The organism is Rhizobium sp. BK591 (genome assembly GCF_014195045.1).
GTDB lineage: Bacteria > Pseudomonadota > Alphaproteobacteria > Rhizobiales > Rhizobiaceae > Rhizobium > Rhizobium anhuiense.
Genome location: NZ_JACIAZ010000001.1, coordinates 1368327 through 1382688 on the forward strand (window position 1 = coordinate 1368327; position 14362 = coordinate 1382688).

A 14362-nucleotide genomic window follows, 5' to 3' on the forward strand; every position below is an offset into this window, starting at 1 on the left:
CGCCGTTCCAAACGCCACACGCTTTCGGACGGCATGCATCAGGGCTGGCTAGCGTAGACTTCCTGCATGCGCTTGATCTCGGGGAGCCGGGCTCTGGCTTCCTCGTAGCCGCGTTCGATCGCCTCACCGGCCCGGTGGAATTCGGAAAGGCCGATATAGCTGAGGCGCGGCTGCAGCGAAATATCCGGCGGGTCGCCGGCGAGACGGGCGCGGGCGATCCTATCCTGGATGATGTTGAAGGCCTGCACCATGACGCCGGTCATGCCGAGGCGCGCATAGGGCGCCTCTTCCTGCTTCTGCACTTCCTGCGGCGAGAGGCTGGCATTGTGCCGGACGACGGCCGAGCGGCCGTACAGGTCGTAGTTGAGATTGACGGCGACGACGAGCGGCTGCTCGTAGGCACGGCAGACGGAGACGGGGACGGGATTGACCAGCGCCCCGTCGACCAGCGTGCGGTGATTGCTGCGCACCGGCTCGAAGATGCCGGGCAGGGCATAGGAGGCGCGCAGCGCTGTAATCAGCGACCCATTGGCAATCCAGACCTCATGGCCGGTATTGACCTCGGCCGCGACCGCGACGAAGGGCCGATCGAGATCCTCGACGTTCAGGCCTTCGAGATGTTCCTGCATGCGCTTGGTCAGCCGCATGCCGCCGAAAAGGCCGCTGCCGCCGATGGTGAGATCGAGGAGACTTGCAATCCGGCGCATGGTCAGCGAGCGCGCGAAACTTTCGAGTTCATCGAGTTTGCCGGCGAGATAGCAGCCGCCAACCAGCGCGCCGATCGAGGTGCCGGCAATCATACCGATTTCGACCTTTGCCTCGTCGAGCGCGCGCAGCACGCCGATATGGGCCCAGCCGCGGGCCGCGCCGCCGCCGAGCGCCAAGGCGATCTTGATTTTCTTGACAGGCGCGGGAGGCGGGATCGTCTCCAGCGTCGTGGACATTCCGGAACCAGGACCTTCGCCTTCAGAGCTTTGACGATGCAGACTCCAGCTCAGCATGGCGCTCTCCCCTCCCAGCAGAACACTTGGTTTCCGATAGTGTGCCCGATCAGTTTCCAAATGGTATATAGAAGCGGTTTCTGGCGCAATAAGGAGCAAATGCCGGAGAAATTCGGGCTATTTTCCGTAGACATCGTGTGGATCGAAATGAATCTCGTCGTCGACGATATCCAGCATCGGCTTTCCGTCTCGAAGCGTGATCGTGCGGTAGAAGCAGGAGCGGCGGCCGGTGTGACAGGTGGCGTCGTGGCCGGCGACCTCGACCTTCAGCCAGATGGCGTCCTGATCGCAATCGGTGCGTATTTCCTTCACCGTCTGCAGATTGCCCGAGGTCTCGCCCTTCTTCCAGATCTTGCCGCGCGAACGGCTGAAATAATGGGCCGTGCCGCTCTGGATGGTCAGAGCCAGCGCGTGGGCATTCATATGCGCCACCATCAGCAGTTCGCCGTCCCTGGCGTCGGTGACGATCGCGGTGATCAGGCCGCGGTCGTCGAAACGCGGCGTGAAATCGCCGGCGTCTTCCAACGCCGACTTGTCCCCGGATGGTTGATTGAAGATCAGTTGACTCATCGCGGCCCTCCTGAGGGAGCCGGTATCAGCGGCTCCGCACCATGGTCATGAAACGGGCCTGATCGGCCGGCTCGGTCTTGAACGTTCCCGTAAACGTGGTCGTCAACGTGGTCGAGCCCTGCTTCTGAACGCCGCGCATCGCCATGCACATATGTTCGGCCTCGATCATCACGGCAACACCGCGCGGATTCAGCGTATCGTCGATGGCCCTGGCGATCTGCGCGGTCATCGTTTCCTGCGTCTGCAGGCGGCGGCCATAGATTTCGACGACACGGGCAATCTTCGACAGACCGAGCACACGCCCGTCCGGCATATAGGCGACATGGGCCTTGCCAATGATCGGCACCATGTGGTGTTCGCAGTGCGAGAAGAAGGGAATGTCCTTGACGAGGACCATGTCATCGTAACCGGCGACCTCCTCGAAGGTACGGCCGAGCACGTCTTCCGCCGCCATGTCGTAACCGGAAAAAAGCTCGCGATACGACTTGACGACGCGGGCCGGCGTTTCGAGCAGGCCTTCGCGCGTCGGGTCGTCACCGGCCCAGCGCAGCAGAACGCGAACGGCTTCCTCGGCCTCCTGCTGGGAAGGGCGATCGGAGTCCCGGTTCGTCTGCGGAAAGTTCTTTACGATGGCGTCCATGAACAATGGTCTCCTGGCCCGCACCGCGGGCCCATCTGTCGGAATCGCCACTGGTCAATCCCATGCGGGAATTCATGCACCTTTGGCAGGCTCCGGGGCTTTCGGGGCAGATTCAACGCCCGTCCGGCACGGTTTCCCAATCAAACTTACAAGAGGCCATTGCATTTTCATGGCCTTCGAACGACATACATATAGGAAGACGGCCATTATATGTAAGTATCCTCGGACGACACGGTGTGTTTTTTGTTTCAATAACAATAACACCCGCAAAGAGGCCGATCCGCAGCGATTTTGGAGCGGAAATCCAGCATGGATGACATCTACAACAGCAAGATTCTCGAATTCGCAGGCAATATTCCGTTGACCGGCACGTTGGCGGATGCCGATGCGACCGCCCAGGCCCATTCCAAGCTCTGCGGCTCGAAGGTGCGGATCTGGCTGAAGATGGATGGCGATACCGTGAGCGGTTTTGCCCATGACGTAAAGGCCTGCGCACTCGGCCAGGCCTCGTCCTCGATCATGGCCCGCCACGTGGTCGGCGCGACATCGGGCGAACTGCGCCAGGCACGCCTGGACATGCTTGCCATGCTGAAGGCCGATGGAGCGGGGCCGCAGGGACGGTTCGAAGACATGCGTTATCTTCTGCCGGTGCGTGACTACAAGGCTCGCCATGCTTCGACGATGCTGACCTTCGATGCCGTTGTCGATGCGATCGGGCAGATCGAGGCGAAACGGGCGGAAGTTGTCGAGGCGTAGCTGACATGTGCGAGTTCTGCGTCCGGCAGGCTGATGATGAGGACGACGGCGGTGCCGCCGGATCAGGCAAGTCGCGTGAAAAGGCCGCAGGCTCCTCCCGCAACTATACCGGCCCGTTCCGCAAGACCCCCGACCGCTTGCTCGGCATGGGGCTTATCCGCCTCTATCAGCTGACGCTTTCCGGCTTTTTCGGCAATTCCTGTCGCCACATCCCGACCTGCTCCGAATATGGCTATGAGTCGATCGCCCGCCATGGCCTGTGGGCTGGCGGCTGGATGACGCTGTTTCGCGTCGGCCGCTGCGGCCCGGGCGGCACCAGCGGCCTAGACCAGGTGCCGGAGAGGCTCGGCGACCGCTTCCGCTGGTGGACCCCCTGGCGTTATCTCGCTCTCGGACGCAAGAGAGGGTGAGCGCCATGACGATGCCCGGTGAATACAGGCGTGCATCGGAGGATTTCGACAGCTATCTCGATGATGTGAGAGCCGATGCGCTGATCGACAGCCGCAATGTGGTCTACACGATGACCCAAGGGGTCTTTCAGACATTCCGCTGCCGCCTCGATGTCGCAGACGCACTGCGGTTCGCCGATGTGCTGCCGCCGGTGCTGCGCGCAATCTTCGTCTCCGACTGGAACCCGCATGACGCCAAACGGTCCTTTGATGATCGTGCCGCGATGACGCGCGAGGCGCAGTCACTGCGCGGTGACCATAATTTTGCCCCCGACACTGCCATCCGAGACGTGGCAATGGCTGTGCGAAAACATGTCGAAGTCGCCGCATTCGACAGAGTGCTGAAGACATTGCCCGACGGCGCAGAGGAGTTCTGGCGGCCATGAGCACCTTCATCGCCCTCCTGCACAGCATTGTCCTGACGCCAGATCGCCGCGTTATCATGCAGGATTTGCGCGCACTTGCCGAAGAGCTCGGCTATCGCGAGCCGCGCACGCTGGTTTCCACTGGCAATCTCGTCTTCGAGGCCGACGATATGCGGCCGCACGAACTTGAAGTCGCCCTCGAAGAGGGTTTTGAAGAAAAGTTCGGCAAGCATGTTGATATCATCGTGCGCAGCGACTGCACCTGGATGGCGCTTTGCAGCACCAATCCTTTCAAAGACGGTAATGGTGACCAGGTCATCGTTCGGGTAATGCGCCTGCCGGTCGACCCGAAGAAGGTGGAAGCGCTGAAACCGCTGCTGACCGAGGGACAACGCATCGCCGTCGTCGGCGGCGATCTCTGGATCGATTTCGCCGGCAAGCCGAGCCAATCCAAGCTGCTTTCGGCGCTGACGACCAAGCGGCTCGGCGTCGGTACGATGCGCAACTGGAACACGGTGTGCGGCCTGACTGAAATGATCATCTAGGCCGGCTTCTTCTTTACTCACGTAGGAAATCTGAGTATCAGGCGGCAGCGTATCCGAGGACGGAGGCGCTGCCGTTGCAACCACCCGCATTCGTTGGCGGGACTGGACAAGGAGAATTTCGATGTCCCAAGCTATTTCCCTGACATTTCCCGATGGTTCCGTGCGCAGCTTCGATGCTGGCGCAACCGGCCGGGATGTCGCTGAATCCATTTCCAAATCGCTCGCCAAGAAGGCGGTCGCCATCGCAATCGACGGTACCGTGCGCGACCTTTCCGATTCCGTCACGACGGGCAGGATCGAGATCATCACCCGCAACGACGACCGCGCGCTGGAGCTCATCCGCCACGACGCGGCGCACGTCATGGCCGAAGCGGTGCAGGAGCTCTGGCCCGGCACCCAGGTGACGATCGGCCCGGTCATCGAAAACGGCTTCTATTACGACTTCGCCAAGAACGAGCCCTTCACGCCCGACGATCTGCCGAAGATCGAAAAGAAGATGAAGGAGATCATCGCCCGCAACGCCGCCTTCACCAAGCAGGTCTGGTCGCGCGAGAAGGCCAAACAGGTCTTCGCCGACAAGGGCGAGCAGTACAAGGTCGAGCTCGTCGACGCGATTCCGGCAGGACAGGATCTCAAGATCTATTACCAGGGCGACTGGTTCGACCTCTGCCGTGGCCCGCATATGGCCTCGACCGGCCAGATTGGCAACGCCTTCAAGCTCTTGAAGGTGGCCGGCGCCTATTGGCGCGGCGACAGCAACAATCCGATGCTGAGCCGCATCTACGGCACGGCTTTCGCCGAGCAGTCGGAACTCGACAACTACCTGCATATGCTTGCCGAAGCCGAAAAGCGCGACCACCGCAAGCTCGGCCGGGAAATGGACCTGTTCCATTTCCAGGAGGAAGGCCCGGGTGTCGTATTCTGGCACGGCAAGGGCTGGCGCATTTTCCAGTCGCTGGTCTCCTATATGCGTCGCCGGCTTGCCGTCGATTATGAAGAAGTCAACGCACCACAGGTGCTCGACACAGCGCTCTGGGAAACCTCGGGGCACTGGGGCTGGTATCAGGAAAACATGTTCGCTGTGAAATCGGCGCATGCAATGACGCATCCCGAAGACAAGGAGGCGGATAACCGCGTCTTTGCGCTAAAGCCGATGAACTGCCCCGGCCATGTGCAGATCTTCAAGCATGGCTTGAAGTCCTATCGCGAATTGCCGATCCGTCTCGCCGAATTCGGCCTGGTGCACCGCTACGAGCCTTCGGGCGCGCTGCATGGGCTGATGCGCGTGCGTGGCTTTACGCAGGACGACGCGCACATCTTCTGCACCGACGAGCAGATGGCTGCCGAATGCCTTAAGATCAACGACCTGATCCTGTCGGTCTATGAAGACTTCGGTTTCAAGGAAATTGTCGTCAAGCTTTCTACCCGTCCGGAAAAGCGTGTCGGCTCCGACGCGCTCTGGGATCGTGCGGAAGCCGTCATGACCGATGTGCTGAAGACGATCGAGGCTCAGTCCGAAGGTCGCATCAAGACCGGCATCCTGCCGGGCGAGGGCGCTTTCTATGGGCCGAAGTTCGAATATACGCTGAAGGACGCGATTGGCCGTGAATGGCAGTGCGGCACGACACAGGTCGATTTCAACCTGCCGGAACGCTTCGGGGCCTTCTACATCGACAGCAATTCCGAAAAGACGCAGCCGGTGATGATCCATCGCGCCATCTGCGGCTCGATGGAACGCTTCCTCGGCATCCTGATCGAGAACTTCGCCGGCCATCTGCCGCTCTGGGTATCGCCGCTGCAGGTGGTGGTGGCAACGATCACTTCGGAAGCCGATGCCTATGGCCTCGAAGTGGCCGAGGCGTTGCGCGATGCCGGTCTCAACGTCGAGACCGATTTCCGCAACGAGAAGATCAATTACAAGATCCGCGAGCATTCGGTCACCAAGGTCCCTGTCATCATCGTCTGCGGCAGGAAGGAGGCCGAGGAGCGCACGGTCAACATCCGCCGCCTCGGCAGCCAGGATCAGGTTTCGATGGGGCTCGATGCCGCTGTCGAGAGCCTTACTCTTGAGGCAACGCCGCCCGACATTCGTCGCAAGGCCGAAGCACGGAAAGCCAAGGCGGCCTGAAAATAGCGAGTTACGACAGCGCCGGGCCCTGGCCCGGCGCTGTCGGAAATCTGATATAAAGCCGCACTCTGTCGATGACGCTGCCCGCCGAAGCGCGGCCTTGCCCAAAGGTCTCGGTTGGGCCAAGCCGATCGAGGTTAAATCAATCGAGGCTGGTGTCGTCGCCGCCTTGTGGCGCGAGTTGCTCGTAGGAGGGCAGCGGAGCGACCGGAGCCGGCTGGACGCCCGGCGGTGGCGGTGTGCCAACCGGCACCTGTTGCACTGTGCGAGCCGCGCTCGCCGGCGGCTGCGGCTGCTGGTCCTTCATCAGAACCTCGACATCGGTATTCCTGCCGGCGACGACGGTGAAATCGCGCTGGTAGATCTTGTCCTTGTTGCGGGCGACGGCGGAATAGCCACCTTCGGCGAGAACCATGGTCGGGAAGGCGCTGACGCTTTCGCCGACGCTGTCGCCGGCGGCCGTCAGGATCGACCAGGCCGTATCGGCGATTGCCTCACCGCCGGCATCGGAGACAAGCTTGAAGGTGACCTGCGCGGCGCGATGCTGGATCGTCGCCTCGGTCAGCTTGCCGGCCTCCACCTGGATGTCGGCGCGGATCACGGCGTTGACGTTGCCGTACTCGGAAACGATGTGATAAGTGCCGGCATTGAGGCGGACGATGGTATTCGGCGAGACATCGGCAACGACGAGGCCACGCTCGCCATCGTCGCGCACTTCCGAGGAATAGATCGAGAAGCTCAACTGGTCGGGGCGGATGCGGGCATCGGTGCCGGAGACGGCATTGAGCAGCAGGCCGCCGGCATCGAGCACCATCACCTGCTTGTCGACATCGCCTTCAGCCGGAACGGTCAGCTTCTTGGTGACGCCGGCGCGGCCAAAGGAAACGTTGACGAAATAATCGCCGGGGGCGAGCTGAAAGGCGGCGGGTCCGCCCTTGGCGCTGGCGATCAGCGGCAGTTTGCCGTCGGCTCCGGCGATCGGGCTGAAGACGTACCAGGAGAGGCCTTCCTCCACCGGCGTGCCGTCCGCCGTCAGCTTGGCCTCCATCGGGACGTCACGCAGTTTGACCCCTTCAGGCGCATTGCCAGGCGCGATGAAAGCATCGAGCTTCGGCATCTTCGGCGTCGATTCAAGCTGTTTGAATTCCTTGAAGGCATCCTGAGCGCCGGCGCCCAAGGGCGTCAGTATCATCAGGGCAATGGCAAGGCCGATGCGTGCAAAAGGCGAAATGCCAAACATCTGTTTCGTGAACCGATTGACTTCTGAAATCGCAAAGGCCACTTCAAGACCAACGCGATGGCAAATTCAAGACCCACCCTTCGCAGCAGCATTAAAATGAGAGTTTCTCCCGCATGAAATCCGATATCAAGCTGATTGATTACCTCGCCGTGCGCCGCTCCATCCCCGCTTTCCAGATGTGTGAACCAGGCCCTGAGAAGGCCGAAATCGAGGAGATCCTGCGGCTTGCCTCGCGGGTTCCCGATCATGGCAAGATCGCGCCCTGGCGCTTCATCGTCTATCTCGGAGAGCAGCGCGCCCGTCTCGGTGAGGAGCTTCTGACCTTGGCGCTCAAGGCAAAGCCCGACCTTTCCGAAGAGATGATCCAGGTCGAGCGCACCCGTTTCACCCGCGCGCCCGTGGTCGTCGCCGTCGTCAGCAAGGCGGGGCCGCATATCAAGATCCCGGAATGGGAGCAGTTGATGTCGGCCGGTGCGCTTTGCCTCAACGTCATCCTCGCCGCCAATGCCAGTGGTTATGTCGCCAATTGGCTGACGGAGTGGTTCGCCTATGACCAGCGCGCTTATCCGCTGCTCGGCGTCGGTCCGGATGAAAAGGTGGCGGGCTTCATCCATATCGGCTCGACCACATTTCCAGCCATCGAGCGGCCGCGGCCGGAGCTTGCCGATACCGTAACCTGGGTCGGTGGAGAAGACTGATGTTCTACGCCACCGACGGGAACCGGCACGGGCTCGCGCATGATCCGTTCAAGGCGATCGTGTCGCCGCGTCCGATCGGCTGGATCGGCAGCAAGGGCAGGGACGGTTCGATCAATCTCGCGCCCTATTCCTTCTTCAATGCCGTTGCCGACCGGCCGAAGCTGGTGATGTTTTCTTCCGCCGGGCGTAAACACAGCCAGCGCAATGCCGCCGAGACCGGCGTCTTCACCTGCAATTTCGTCAGCCGCGATCTTGCCGAGAAGATGAACCTCTCCTCGGCGGCACTGCCCTACGGCAACAGTGAATTCGACTTCGCCGGTCTGACGCCGAAGCAGGCCGAACTGATCGATGCGCCCTATGTCGGCGAGGCCTTCGCGGTGCTCGAATGCAGGGTTACCGAGATCATCGAGCCGAAGACGCTGTCGGGTGAACCGTCCGAAAACGTCCTCGTCTTCGGCGAAGTGGTCGGCATCCGCATCGACGAGGCGATCGTCAGGGACGGCCGCCTCGACATGTCGATCGCCCGCCCTGTCGCCCGCATGGGCTATATGGATTACAGCGAGGGCAGCGATGTTTTCGAGATGGTCCGGCCGCAATTGCCGCCGATTGGTGGCTAATCAAGGCATGTAAAGGCTTAAGAAACATGGTGAACCAATCTTAAACCTTTTGCCGCTACCGTCGCAGCATTGAATGGAGCGCGAAGGAATCGCGTTCAAGTGCTGGGGCGTCGCGTGATCGTAGAAGCTTTCCTTCGTTGGATCGAAACGGCCAAGACGGGTGACCGGGCCCGGGCCGCAAACGCGCTCGGGCGAGCCTATCTGCAGTCCGAGATGTCTGCGGATGAGCGGGCGGCGGCTGAGATGGCGATGACCTTTCTGCTCGACGATTCGTCGCCGCGCGTGCGGCTGGCGCTGGCCGAGGCGATCGCCTGGTCGCCCGATGCGCCGCGCAGCCTGATCCTTTCTCTTGCCGAGGACCAGCCCGAAGTCGCCTGCCACGCAGTGACCTGTTCGCCGCTTTTGAACGATGCCGATCTCGTCGATCTCGCCGCCCGCGGCAATGGCGCCACCCGCATGCTGATCGCCGCCAGAGCGCATGTGACGCGCCCGGTTTCCGCCGCGCTTGCCGAGGTTGGTGACGAGGAAGAACTGCTGTGCCTGCTCGAGAATGACGGCGCGGTGATCTCCAGCCTTTCGTTGAAACGCATCGCCGAACGGCTCGGCGACTGCTGCGATATCCGCAACCTGCTTCTCGACCGCAGCGATCTTCCGGCCGATGCCCGCCAACTGCTGACCCAACATGTCAGCAATGCGCTGGTCGGGCTACCGCTGGCGCAGGCGGCTATCGGCCTGCAGCGGCTCCAGCGCATCAGCCGCGAGGCGACCGAGGCTGCCATCGTTTCGATCGCCGGCGATATCGCGCCGCGCGAAATACCCGATCTCGTCCAGCATCTGCGACTCAACGGCCGGCTGACGCCATCCTTCCTGATGCATGCGCTCTGCGCCGGAAAGGTCGACTTCTTCGCCGGCGCGATCGTCGATCTCACAGGCTGCAGCGAGCGCCGGGTGCGCTCGATCCTGGCAACCGGGCGCATGCATGCGGTGCGCGCGCTCTACGAGTCCGCCGGCCTGCCGAGAGATATTAGTGTCATCTTCGTCGAGGCGACGATGCTGTGGCGCGACGCCGCCAGAAAAGCGCCGGGCAGCGTGCTCGGCAATGTCTGCGGCCGTCTTCTGGAAAAGTTCCGCCATCACGACGCGCATGGCGCGATCGGTGAGCTGCTGGACATGGTGGAAAAACTCCACGTCACCGAACAGCGACAATCCGCCCGTGTTTATGCGGCGCTCGCTGCGGCCTAAAGCGCGTCGCGATCTTCAAATTAGCTTGCCGGACTTCAGGTCTTTGTTTCCGCCCGTCTTTTGGCGCAAAACCGCTGCACAGTTTTGCGCGACATACTCTAATCGGCGAGCCGTGTCACCACCCAGGAATAGCTGGTGGAGACAAAATGCACCGGCTTGGTGAGCGTGTCCTTGACGCTCTTGCCGGAAGGCAGATGGTCGCGCACCTGCTGGGCAATATTATCGGCAAAACCAAGCAGTCCCTGCGGACGCTGTTCTGTCGCTTCAACAACAGCCGGCGGAGCGGGCGCCGGTTTCGGCGGCTCGGCGGCGGCAACGGTCTTCGGGGCCTCGCACACCGCGATTACCGAGGGATAATTGACATTCACATAGGTCTTCAGCCGGCGCTCGGCTTCGGCATCGCAGGCGGCAACAGTTTCCCAGCGTTTATCGACCGTCGCGAGATAATTGCACTGGCTGATGGAATCATCGCAGCCGAGAATGGTCATCGCGATCAGCACCGCTTGCATATTCTGCTTCCTTGACTATTGAGCATGTCATCGTCTTAGACGGCGCAATTCCAACCGAATGAAGGCAGCGGGATTAACTCTTTGTCATGTCGGCAAAAATTGTGTCCCAGTGCCAGCAGGGAGTCAGCATGTCCGTCACCATCGCCCTGGAGCCGCCGCGTCAGGCAGGTGTCATCCGGCTTCTCGATCTTTCCGATGCCTATGCGCAATCGCTCTATCCCCCTGAGAGCAACCATCTGGTCGACCTCTCGTTGCTGGAGAAACCTTCGGTGAGCTTCCTCGTCGCACGCAGCGACGATGTGATCGTCGGCTGCTGCGCGCTGGTCGAGGCCGGCGACGGCACGGCTGAGATCAAGCGCATGTTCGTCGATCCAGAGGCGAGGGGGCTGAGGATCGCCAGCGGACTGATGAATGCGCTGGAAGCGATCGCCGGGGAAATGCAGCTGAAGGCGATCCGGCTCGAAACCGGCATCTACCAGCCCGAGGCGATCAGCCTCTACCGCAAATACGGATATCGGGAGATCGAGCATTTCGGCGCTTACCTGCCGGATCCGCTCAGCCTGTTCATGGAAAAGCGGCTGGGATGATCGCCCGCTAGGGCGGGTGACGATTTAACAGTCAGGGATTCCCAGGCTGGAGCAAATCAGATTCCACACCGACTTTTGCAGGTCGGTGATGGATTGCGACGCACTTCGAGATGATCGATGGGAGCGTATCAGCGGCTTTGTGCCGGGTCGAACCAAAGGCAAGCGCGGTTCCCGAACGGACAATCGAGCATTTTTGGAGGGGGTATGAGCGATGTGTGCGGGAGCAAATTCGCGGCCGAATCTGGTCGCTCACTTGCGCAATCGGTTTGGTCGAATCTGCCACTGCAGCCCCCATTTTCATCTCGATTAGTACCAATCTTTGGGGAAAAGCTGCCCAAAATAGCTAAATTCAGAAAAAAATTTCGATTCCGCCTTCGACGGCAGGAATCCAGTCACGCCCACTAGCTTTTTCTAATGTTTTCAATGGACGCATTTCGCTATAGTTGCAGAAAGAATAATTCGCGGTACGCGAGACATATATTTTGCCACATTTTGGGCGACTCGAAATTCACCAAATATTTCAAACCGTAACTTCGGATCGATTTAGATAATGTGGCAGCAATATGGCTATACTTCTCAAGCACTTACTGTCGCGTTGCTGTTGCGCCCTCCAAAACGTCGCCCTATAACCTCCCGCCGTAACGCCTGATTAACTAAAAATAGTAACCGGCAAAGACAACGCTAAGGTTGAGGAACAAGAACATGACGACATACTACGTAGCGACGACCGGCAGCGGCGGTAACGGCAGTGCCTCGTCTCCTTTTCGCACGATCAGCGAGGCAATGGCTGCAAACCTTAAACCCGGCGACGAGGTCGTGGTGAAGCCGGGGACCTACAACGAGAGCATCAACATCGACAAGGACGGCTCGGCGGCTGGCGACATCACGCTGCGCTCGGAAGTGCCTGGCGCAGCACTGATCCGTCCGCCCTCGGGCTCGTACACCGGGATCAGCGTCAACGCCAACTACGTGACAATCGACGGCTTCGACATCAAGGGCGGCAACGGCGACGGCATCGAAGCGAACAACGTCCATCACGTCTCAATTCTCAACAACAAGGTCCACGACAGCGGGGAGTCGGGCATTCAGTTCAACTATTCTGACTTCGTCAAGATCGTAGGGAACGAGACCTACAATAACGCGTCGTCGGGCTGGTACTCGGGCATCTCGATCTACGAGAACCGGAACATCACCGGCGATACCTCGACGACCGGCTACCGGAATATCGTGCAGAACAACATCTCGCACGACAACGTCACGAAGTCGGGTGCACACACCGATGGCAACGGCATCATCATCGACGATTTCCAGAGCACGCAGGCGAGCGGTCATCCGAACTACACGTTTAAGACCCTGGTCGACAACAACCTGGTCTACGAGAACGGCGGCAAAGGCATCCAGGTTGCCTGGAGCGACTCCGTCACGGTGCAAAACAACACCGCATACCACAACAATCAGGACCCGCTGAACGACGGCACCTGGCGCGGCGAACTCAGCAACGCGCAGTCGAGCAACAACACCTGGGTCAACAACATCGCCGTAGCGGACCCATCGGTGAACAAGAACAACACTGCGGTCGATAACACGTCGTACGGCGGCTACACCAACGCCAACACCGTCTGGGCCAACAACATCACCTACAATGGGACGGCCGGCCAGTCCTCGGTCAGGACTGACGGCGGCAACGCGATGCCGAGCACGGCGAACGGCAATAAGCTCGGCGTCGACCCGAAATTCCTGGGGGCAGCGAGCGGCGACTTCCACCTCGGCTCCGGCTCGTCGGCGATCGACGGCGGAACCAACAAGTACGGGGTCGGCTCGGTCGATCTGGACGGCCACGCTCGCGTCGTTGGAACTGTCGATATGGGTGCCTACGAATCGGGCTCCAGCGCGGCACCGGGAACGCCAACCACGCCGACGAATCCGACGACGCCAACTACACCGACGAACCCGACCACGCCAACCACGCCAACTACGCCGACGACAAAGGAATTCGTCGGCACCAACGGCAACGACATCCTGCCACACACCGGTCAGTCCAACGGCGGCAACGAAACCTTCAAGGGTCTCGGCGGTAGTGACGTGTTGAAGGGCGGCGCCGGCGCGGACGTGCTCGACGGTGGTAGTGGCACCGACACGGCCAGCTATGCAGGCTCCGGCGCGGTCAACGTCAACCTGGCGACTAAGGCCGCATCGGGCGGGCAAGCCACCGGTGACAAGATCGCCAGCATCGAAAACTTGACTGGCTCCAGCTACAACGACGTGCTGACTGGCGGCAATGGCGGCAGCAACATTCTCAATGGCGGGGCTGGCGCGGACAAGCTCAGCGGCGGCGCCGGCGGGGACGTCCTCAATGGTGGTGCCGACAACGACACGGCCGGCTATGCGGGTTCTGGCGGGGTCAACGTCAACTTGGCGACTGGGGCCGCATCGGGTGGGTATGCCACCGGTGACAAGTTCGTCAGCATCGAAAACTTGACTGGCTCCAGCTACAACGACGTGCTGACCGGCAATAGCGGCAGCAACGTTCTCGATGGCGGGGCCGGCGCGGACAAGCTCAGCGGCGGCGCCGGCACGGACGTCCTCATCGGGGGTGCCGGAAAGGACATCATGACCGGCGGTATCAGCTCGGATACGTTTGTCTTCAAAACAGCGGCGGAAGCCGGGTCCGGCTCGACCCGCGACGTCATCACCGACTTCCAGCACGGCGTCGATAAGATCGATCTCCTTGCGATCGATGCGAATGGCTCTGCACAGGGCAATGGAGCCTTCCATTTCCTGGCGCAGGAGGGTGCCTCATTCGACCACAAGGCCGGCGCGCTCACTTGGCACTATGAAGACAAAGCTGATGCTACCGTTGTCCAGGGCGACCTGAACGGCGACGGTGTTCAGGACTTCCAGGTTCAGCTGCATGGCCACGTCCAGCTGGGGGCAGGCGATTTTCTCCTGTAACGATATCCGTTGTGGCGGTCGTTCGATCGCCACAACAATCGCGCTAGCGATCTGAAAATATGT

15 protein-coding genes are annotated in these 14362 nt (G+C 60.8%); 10 read left to right on the forward strand and 5 right to left on the reverse strand.

What is annotated here, in order from left to right; genetic code table 11:
- Positions 1 to 38 precede the first annotated feature (38 nt).
- The 3 genes from FHX10_RS06630 to folE form a co-directional block, all read right to left on the reverse strand.
- Positions 39 to 1001, reverse strand: coding sequence for a patatin-like phospholipase family protein (locus tag FHX10_RS06630; RefSeq protein WP_047615287.1), 963 nt, complete (start codon positions 999 to 1001; stop codon positions 39 to 41).
- Between the two features lie 117 nt (positions 1002 to 1118).
- Positions 1119 to 1571, reverse strand: coding sequence for a phosphoribosyl-AMP cyclohydrolase (gene hisI / locus FHX10_RS06635; RefSeq protein ID WP_097544332.1), 453 nt, complete (start codon positions 1569 to 1571; stop codon positions 1119 to 1121).
- Positions 1572 to 1596: 25 nt separating this feature from the next.
- On the reverse strand, positions 1597 to 2211 hold the full coding sequence (folE, locus tag FHX10_RS06640; protein ID WP_047615284.1) for a GTP cyclohydrolase I FolE: 615 nt from the start codon (positions 2209 to 2211) through the stop codon (positions 1597 to 1599).
- 309 nt (positions 2212 to 2520) lie between these two features.
- Here folE and FHX10_RS06645 point away from each other — a divergent pair, with 309 nt between their 5' ends.
- From FHX10_RS06645 to thrS, 5 genes are all read left to right on the forward strand, one after another.
- Positions 2521 to 2967: an iron-sulfur cluster assembly scaffold protein gene (locus FHX10_RS06645; RefSeq protein WP_097631241.1), complete on the forward strand. Its 447-nt coding sequence runs from the start codon at positions 2521 to 2523 to the stop codon at positions 2965 to 2967.
- Between the two features lie 5 nt (positions 2968 to 2972).
- On the forward strand, positions 2973 to 3377 hold the full coding sequence (yidD, locus tag FHX10_RS06650) for a membrane protein insertion efficiency factor YidD (protein WP_184389175.1): 405 nt from the start codon (positions 2973 to 2975) through the stop codon (positions 3375 to 3377).
- Positions 3378 to 3382: 5 nt separating this feature from the next.
- Positions 3383 to 3802, forward strand: a complete 420-nt coding sequence (locus tag FHX10_RS06655) for a DUF2267 domain-containing protein (RefSeq protein ID WP_097631249.1) — start codon at positions 3383 to 3385, stop codon at positions 3800 to 3802.
- Positions 3799 to 4326, forward strand: a complete 528-nt coding sequence (locus FHX10_RS06660; RefSeq protein WP_047615277.1) for a DUF1697 domain-containing protein — start codon at positions 3799 to 3801, stop codon at positions 4324 to 4326. Before FHX10_RS06655 ends, FHX10_RS06660 begins: the two co-directional genes overlap by 4 nt.
- Before the next feature lie 121 nt (positions 4327 to 4447).
- Complete coding sequence (gene thrS / locus FHX10_RS06665; protein ID WP_183845442.1) at positions 4448 to 6454, forward strand: threonine--tRNA ligase; 2007 nt, start codon at positions 4448 to 4450, stop codon at positions 6452 to 6454.
- A gap of 142 nt (positions 6455 to 6596) precedes the next feature.
- On the opposite strand, the gene FHX10_RS06670 is transcribed toward thrS, so the two are convergent.
- Positions 6597 to 7694 carry a hypothetical protein gene (locus FHX10_RS06670; protein ID WP_063473940.1) on the reverse strand — a complete coding sequence of 366 codons (1098 nt, stop codon included), beginning with the start codon at positions 7692 to 7694 and terminating at the stop codon, positions 6597 to 6599.
- 113 nt (positions 7695 to 7807) lie between these two features.
- On the opposite strand from FHX10_RS06670, the gene FHX10_RS06675 reads away from it, so the two are divergent.
- The 3 genes from FHX10_RS06675 to FHX10_RS06685 all read left to right on the forward strand — a co-directional run bounded on the left by FHX10_RS06675 (position 7808) and on the right by FHX10_RS06685 (position 10251).
- Entirely contained in the window at positions 7808 to 8392 is a 585-nt protein-coding gene (locus tag FHX10_RS06675) for a nitroreductase (RefSeq protein WP_183845443.1), read from the forward strand.
- On the forward strand, positions 8392 to 9009 hold the full coding sequence (locus FHX10_RS06680; RefSeq protein WP_063473942.1) for a flavin reductase family protein: 618 nt from the start codon (positions 8392 to 8394) through the stop codon (positions 9007 to 9009). Before FHX10_RS06675 ends, FHX10_RS06680 begins: the two co-directional genes overlap by 1 nt.
- Positions 9010 to 9108: 99 nt before the next feature.
- Positions 9109 to 10251, forward strand: coding sequence for a DUF2336 domain-containing protein (locus tag FHX10_RS06685; RefSeq protein ID WP_183905116.1), 1143 nt, complete (start codon positions 9109 to 9111; stop codon positions 10249 to 10251).
- 98 nt (positions 10252 to 10349) lie between these two features.
- Here FHX10_RS06685 and FHX10_RS06690 read toward each other — a convergent pair whose 3' ends face one another.
- Positions 10350 to 10760, reverse strand: a complete 411-nt coding sequence (locus FHX10_RS06690; RefSeq protein WP_047615269.1) for a hypothetical protein — start codon at positions 10758 to 10760, stop codon at positions 10350 to 10352.
- A gap of 128 nt (positions 10761 to 10888) precedes the next feature.
- On the opposite strand from FHX10_RS06690, the gene FHX10_RS06695 reads away from it, so the two are divergent.
- Both FHX10_RS06695 and FHX10_RS06705 read left to right on the forward strand, forming a co-directional pair.
- Positions 10889 to 11347, forward strand: a complete 459-nt coding sequence (locus FHX10_RS06695; RefSeq protein ID WP_183845445.1) for a GNAT family N-acetyltransferase — start codon at positions 10889 to 10891, stop codon at positions 11345 to 11347.
- 702 nt (positions 11348 to 12049) lie between these two features.
- Complete coding sequence (locus FHX10_RS06705; RefSeq protein WP_097623420.1) at positions 12050 to 14299, forward strand: M10 family metallopeptidase C-terminal domain-containing protein; 2250 nt, start codon at positions 12050 to 12052, stop codon at positions 14297 to 14299.
- Positions 14300 to 14362 lie beyond the last annotated feature (63 nt).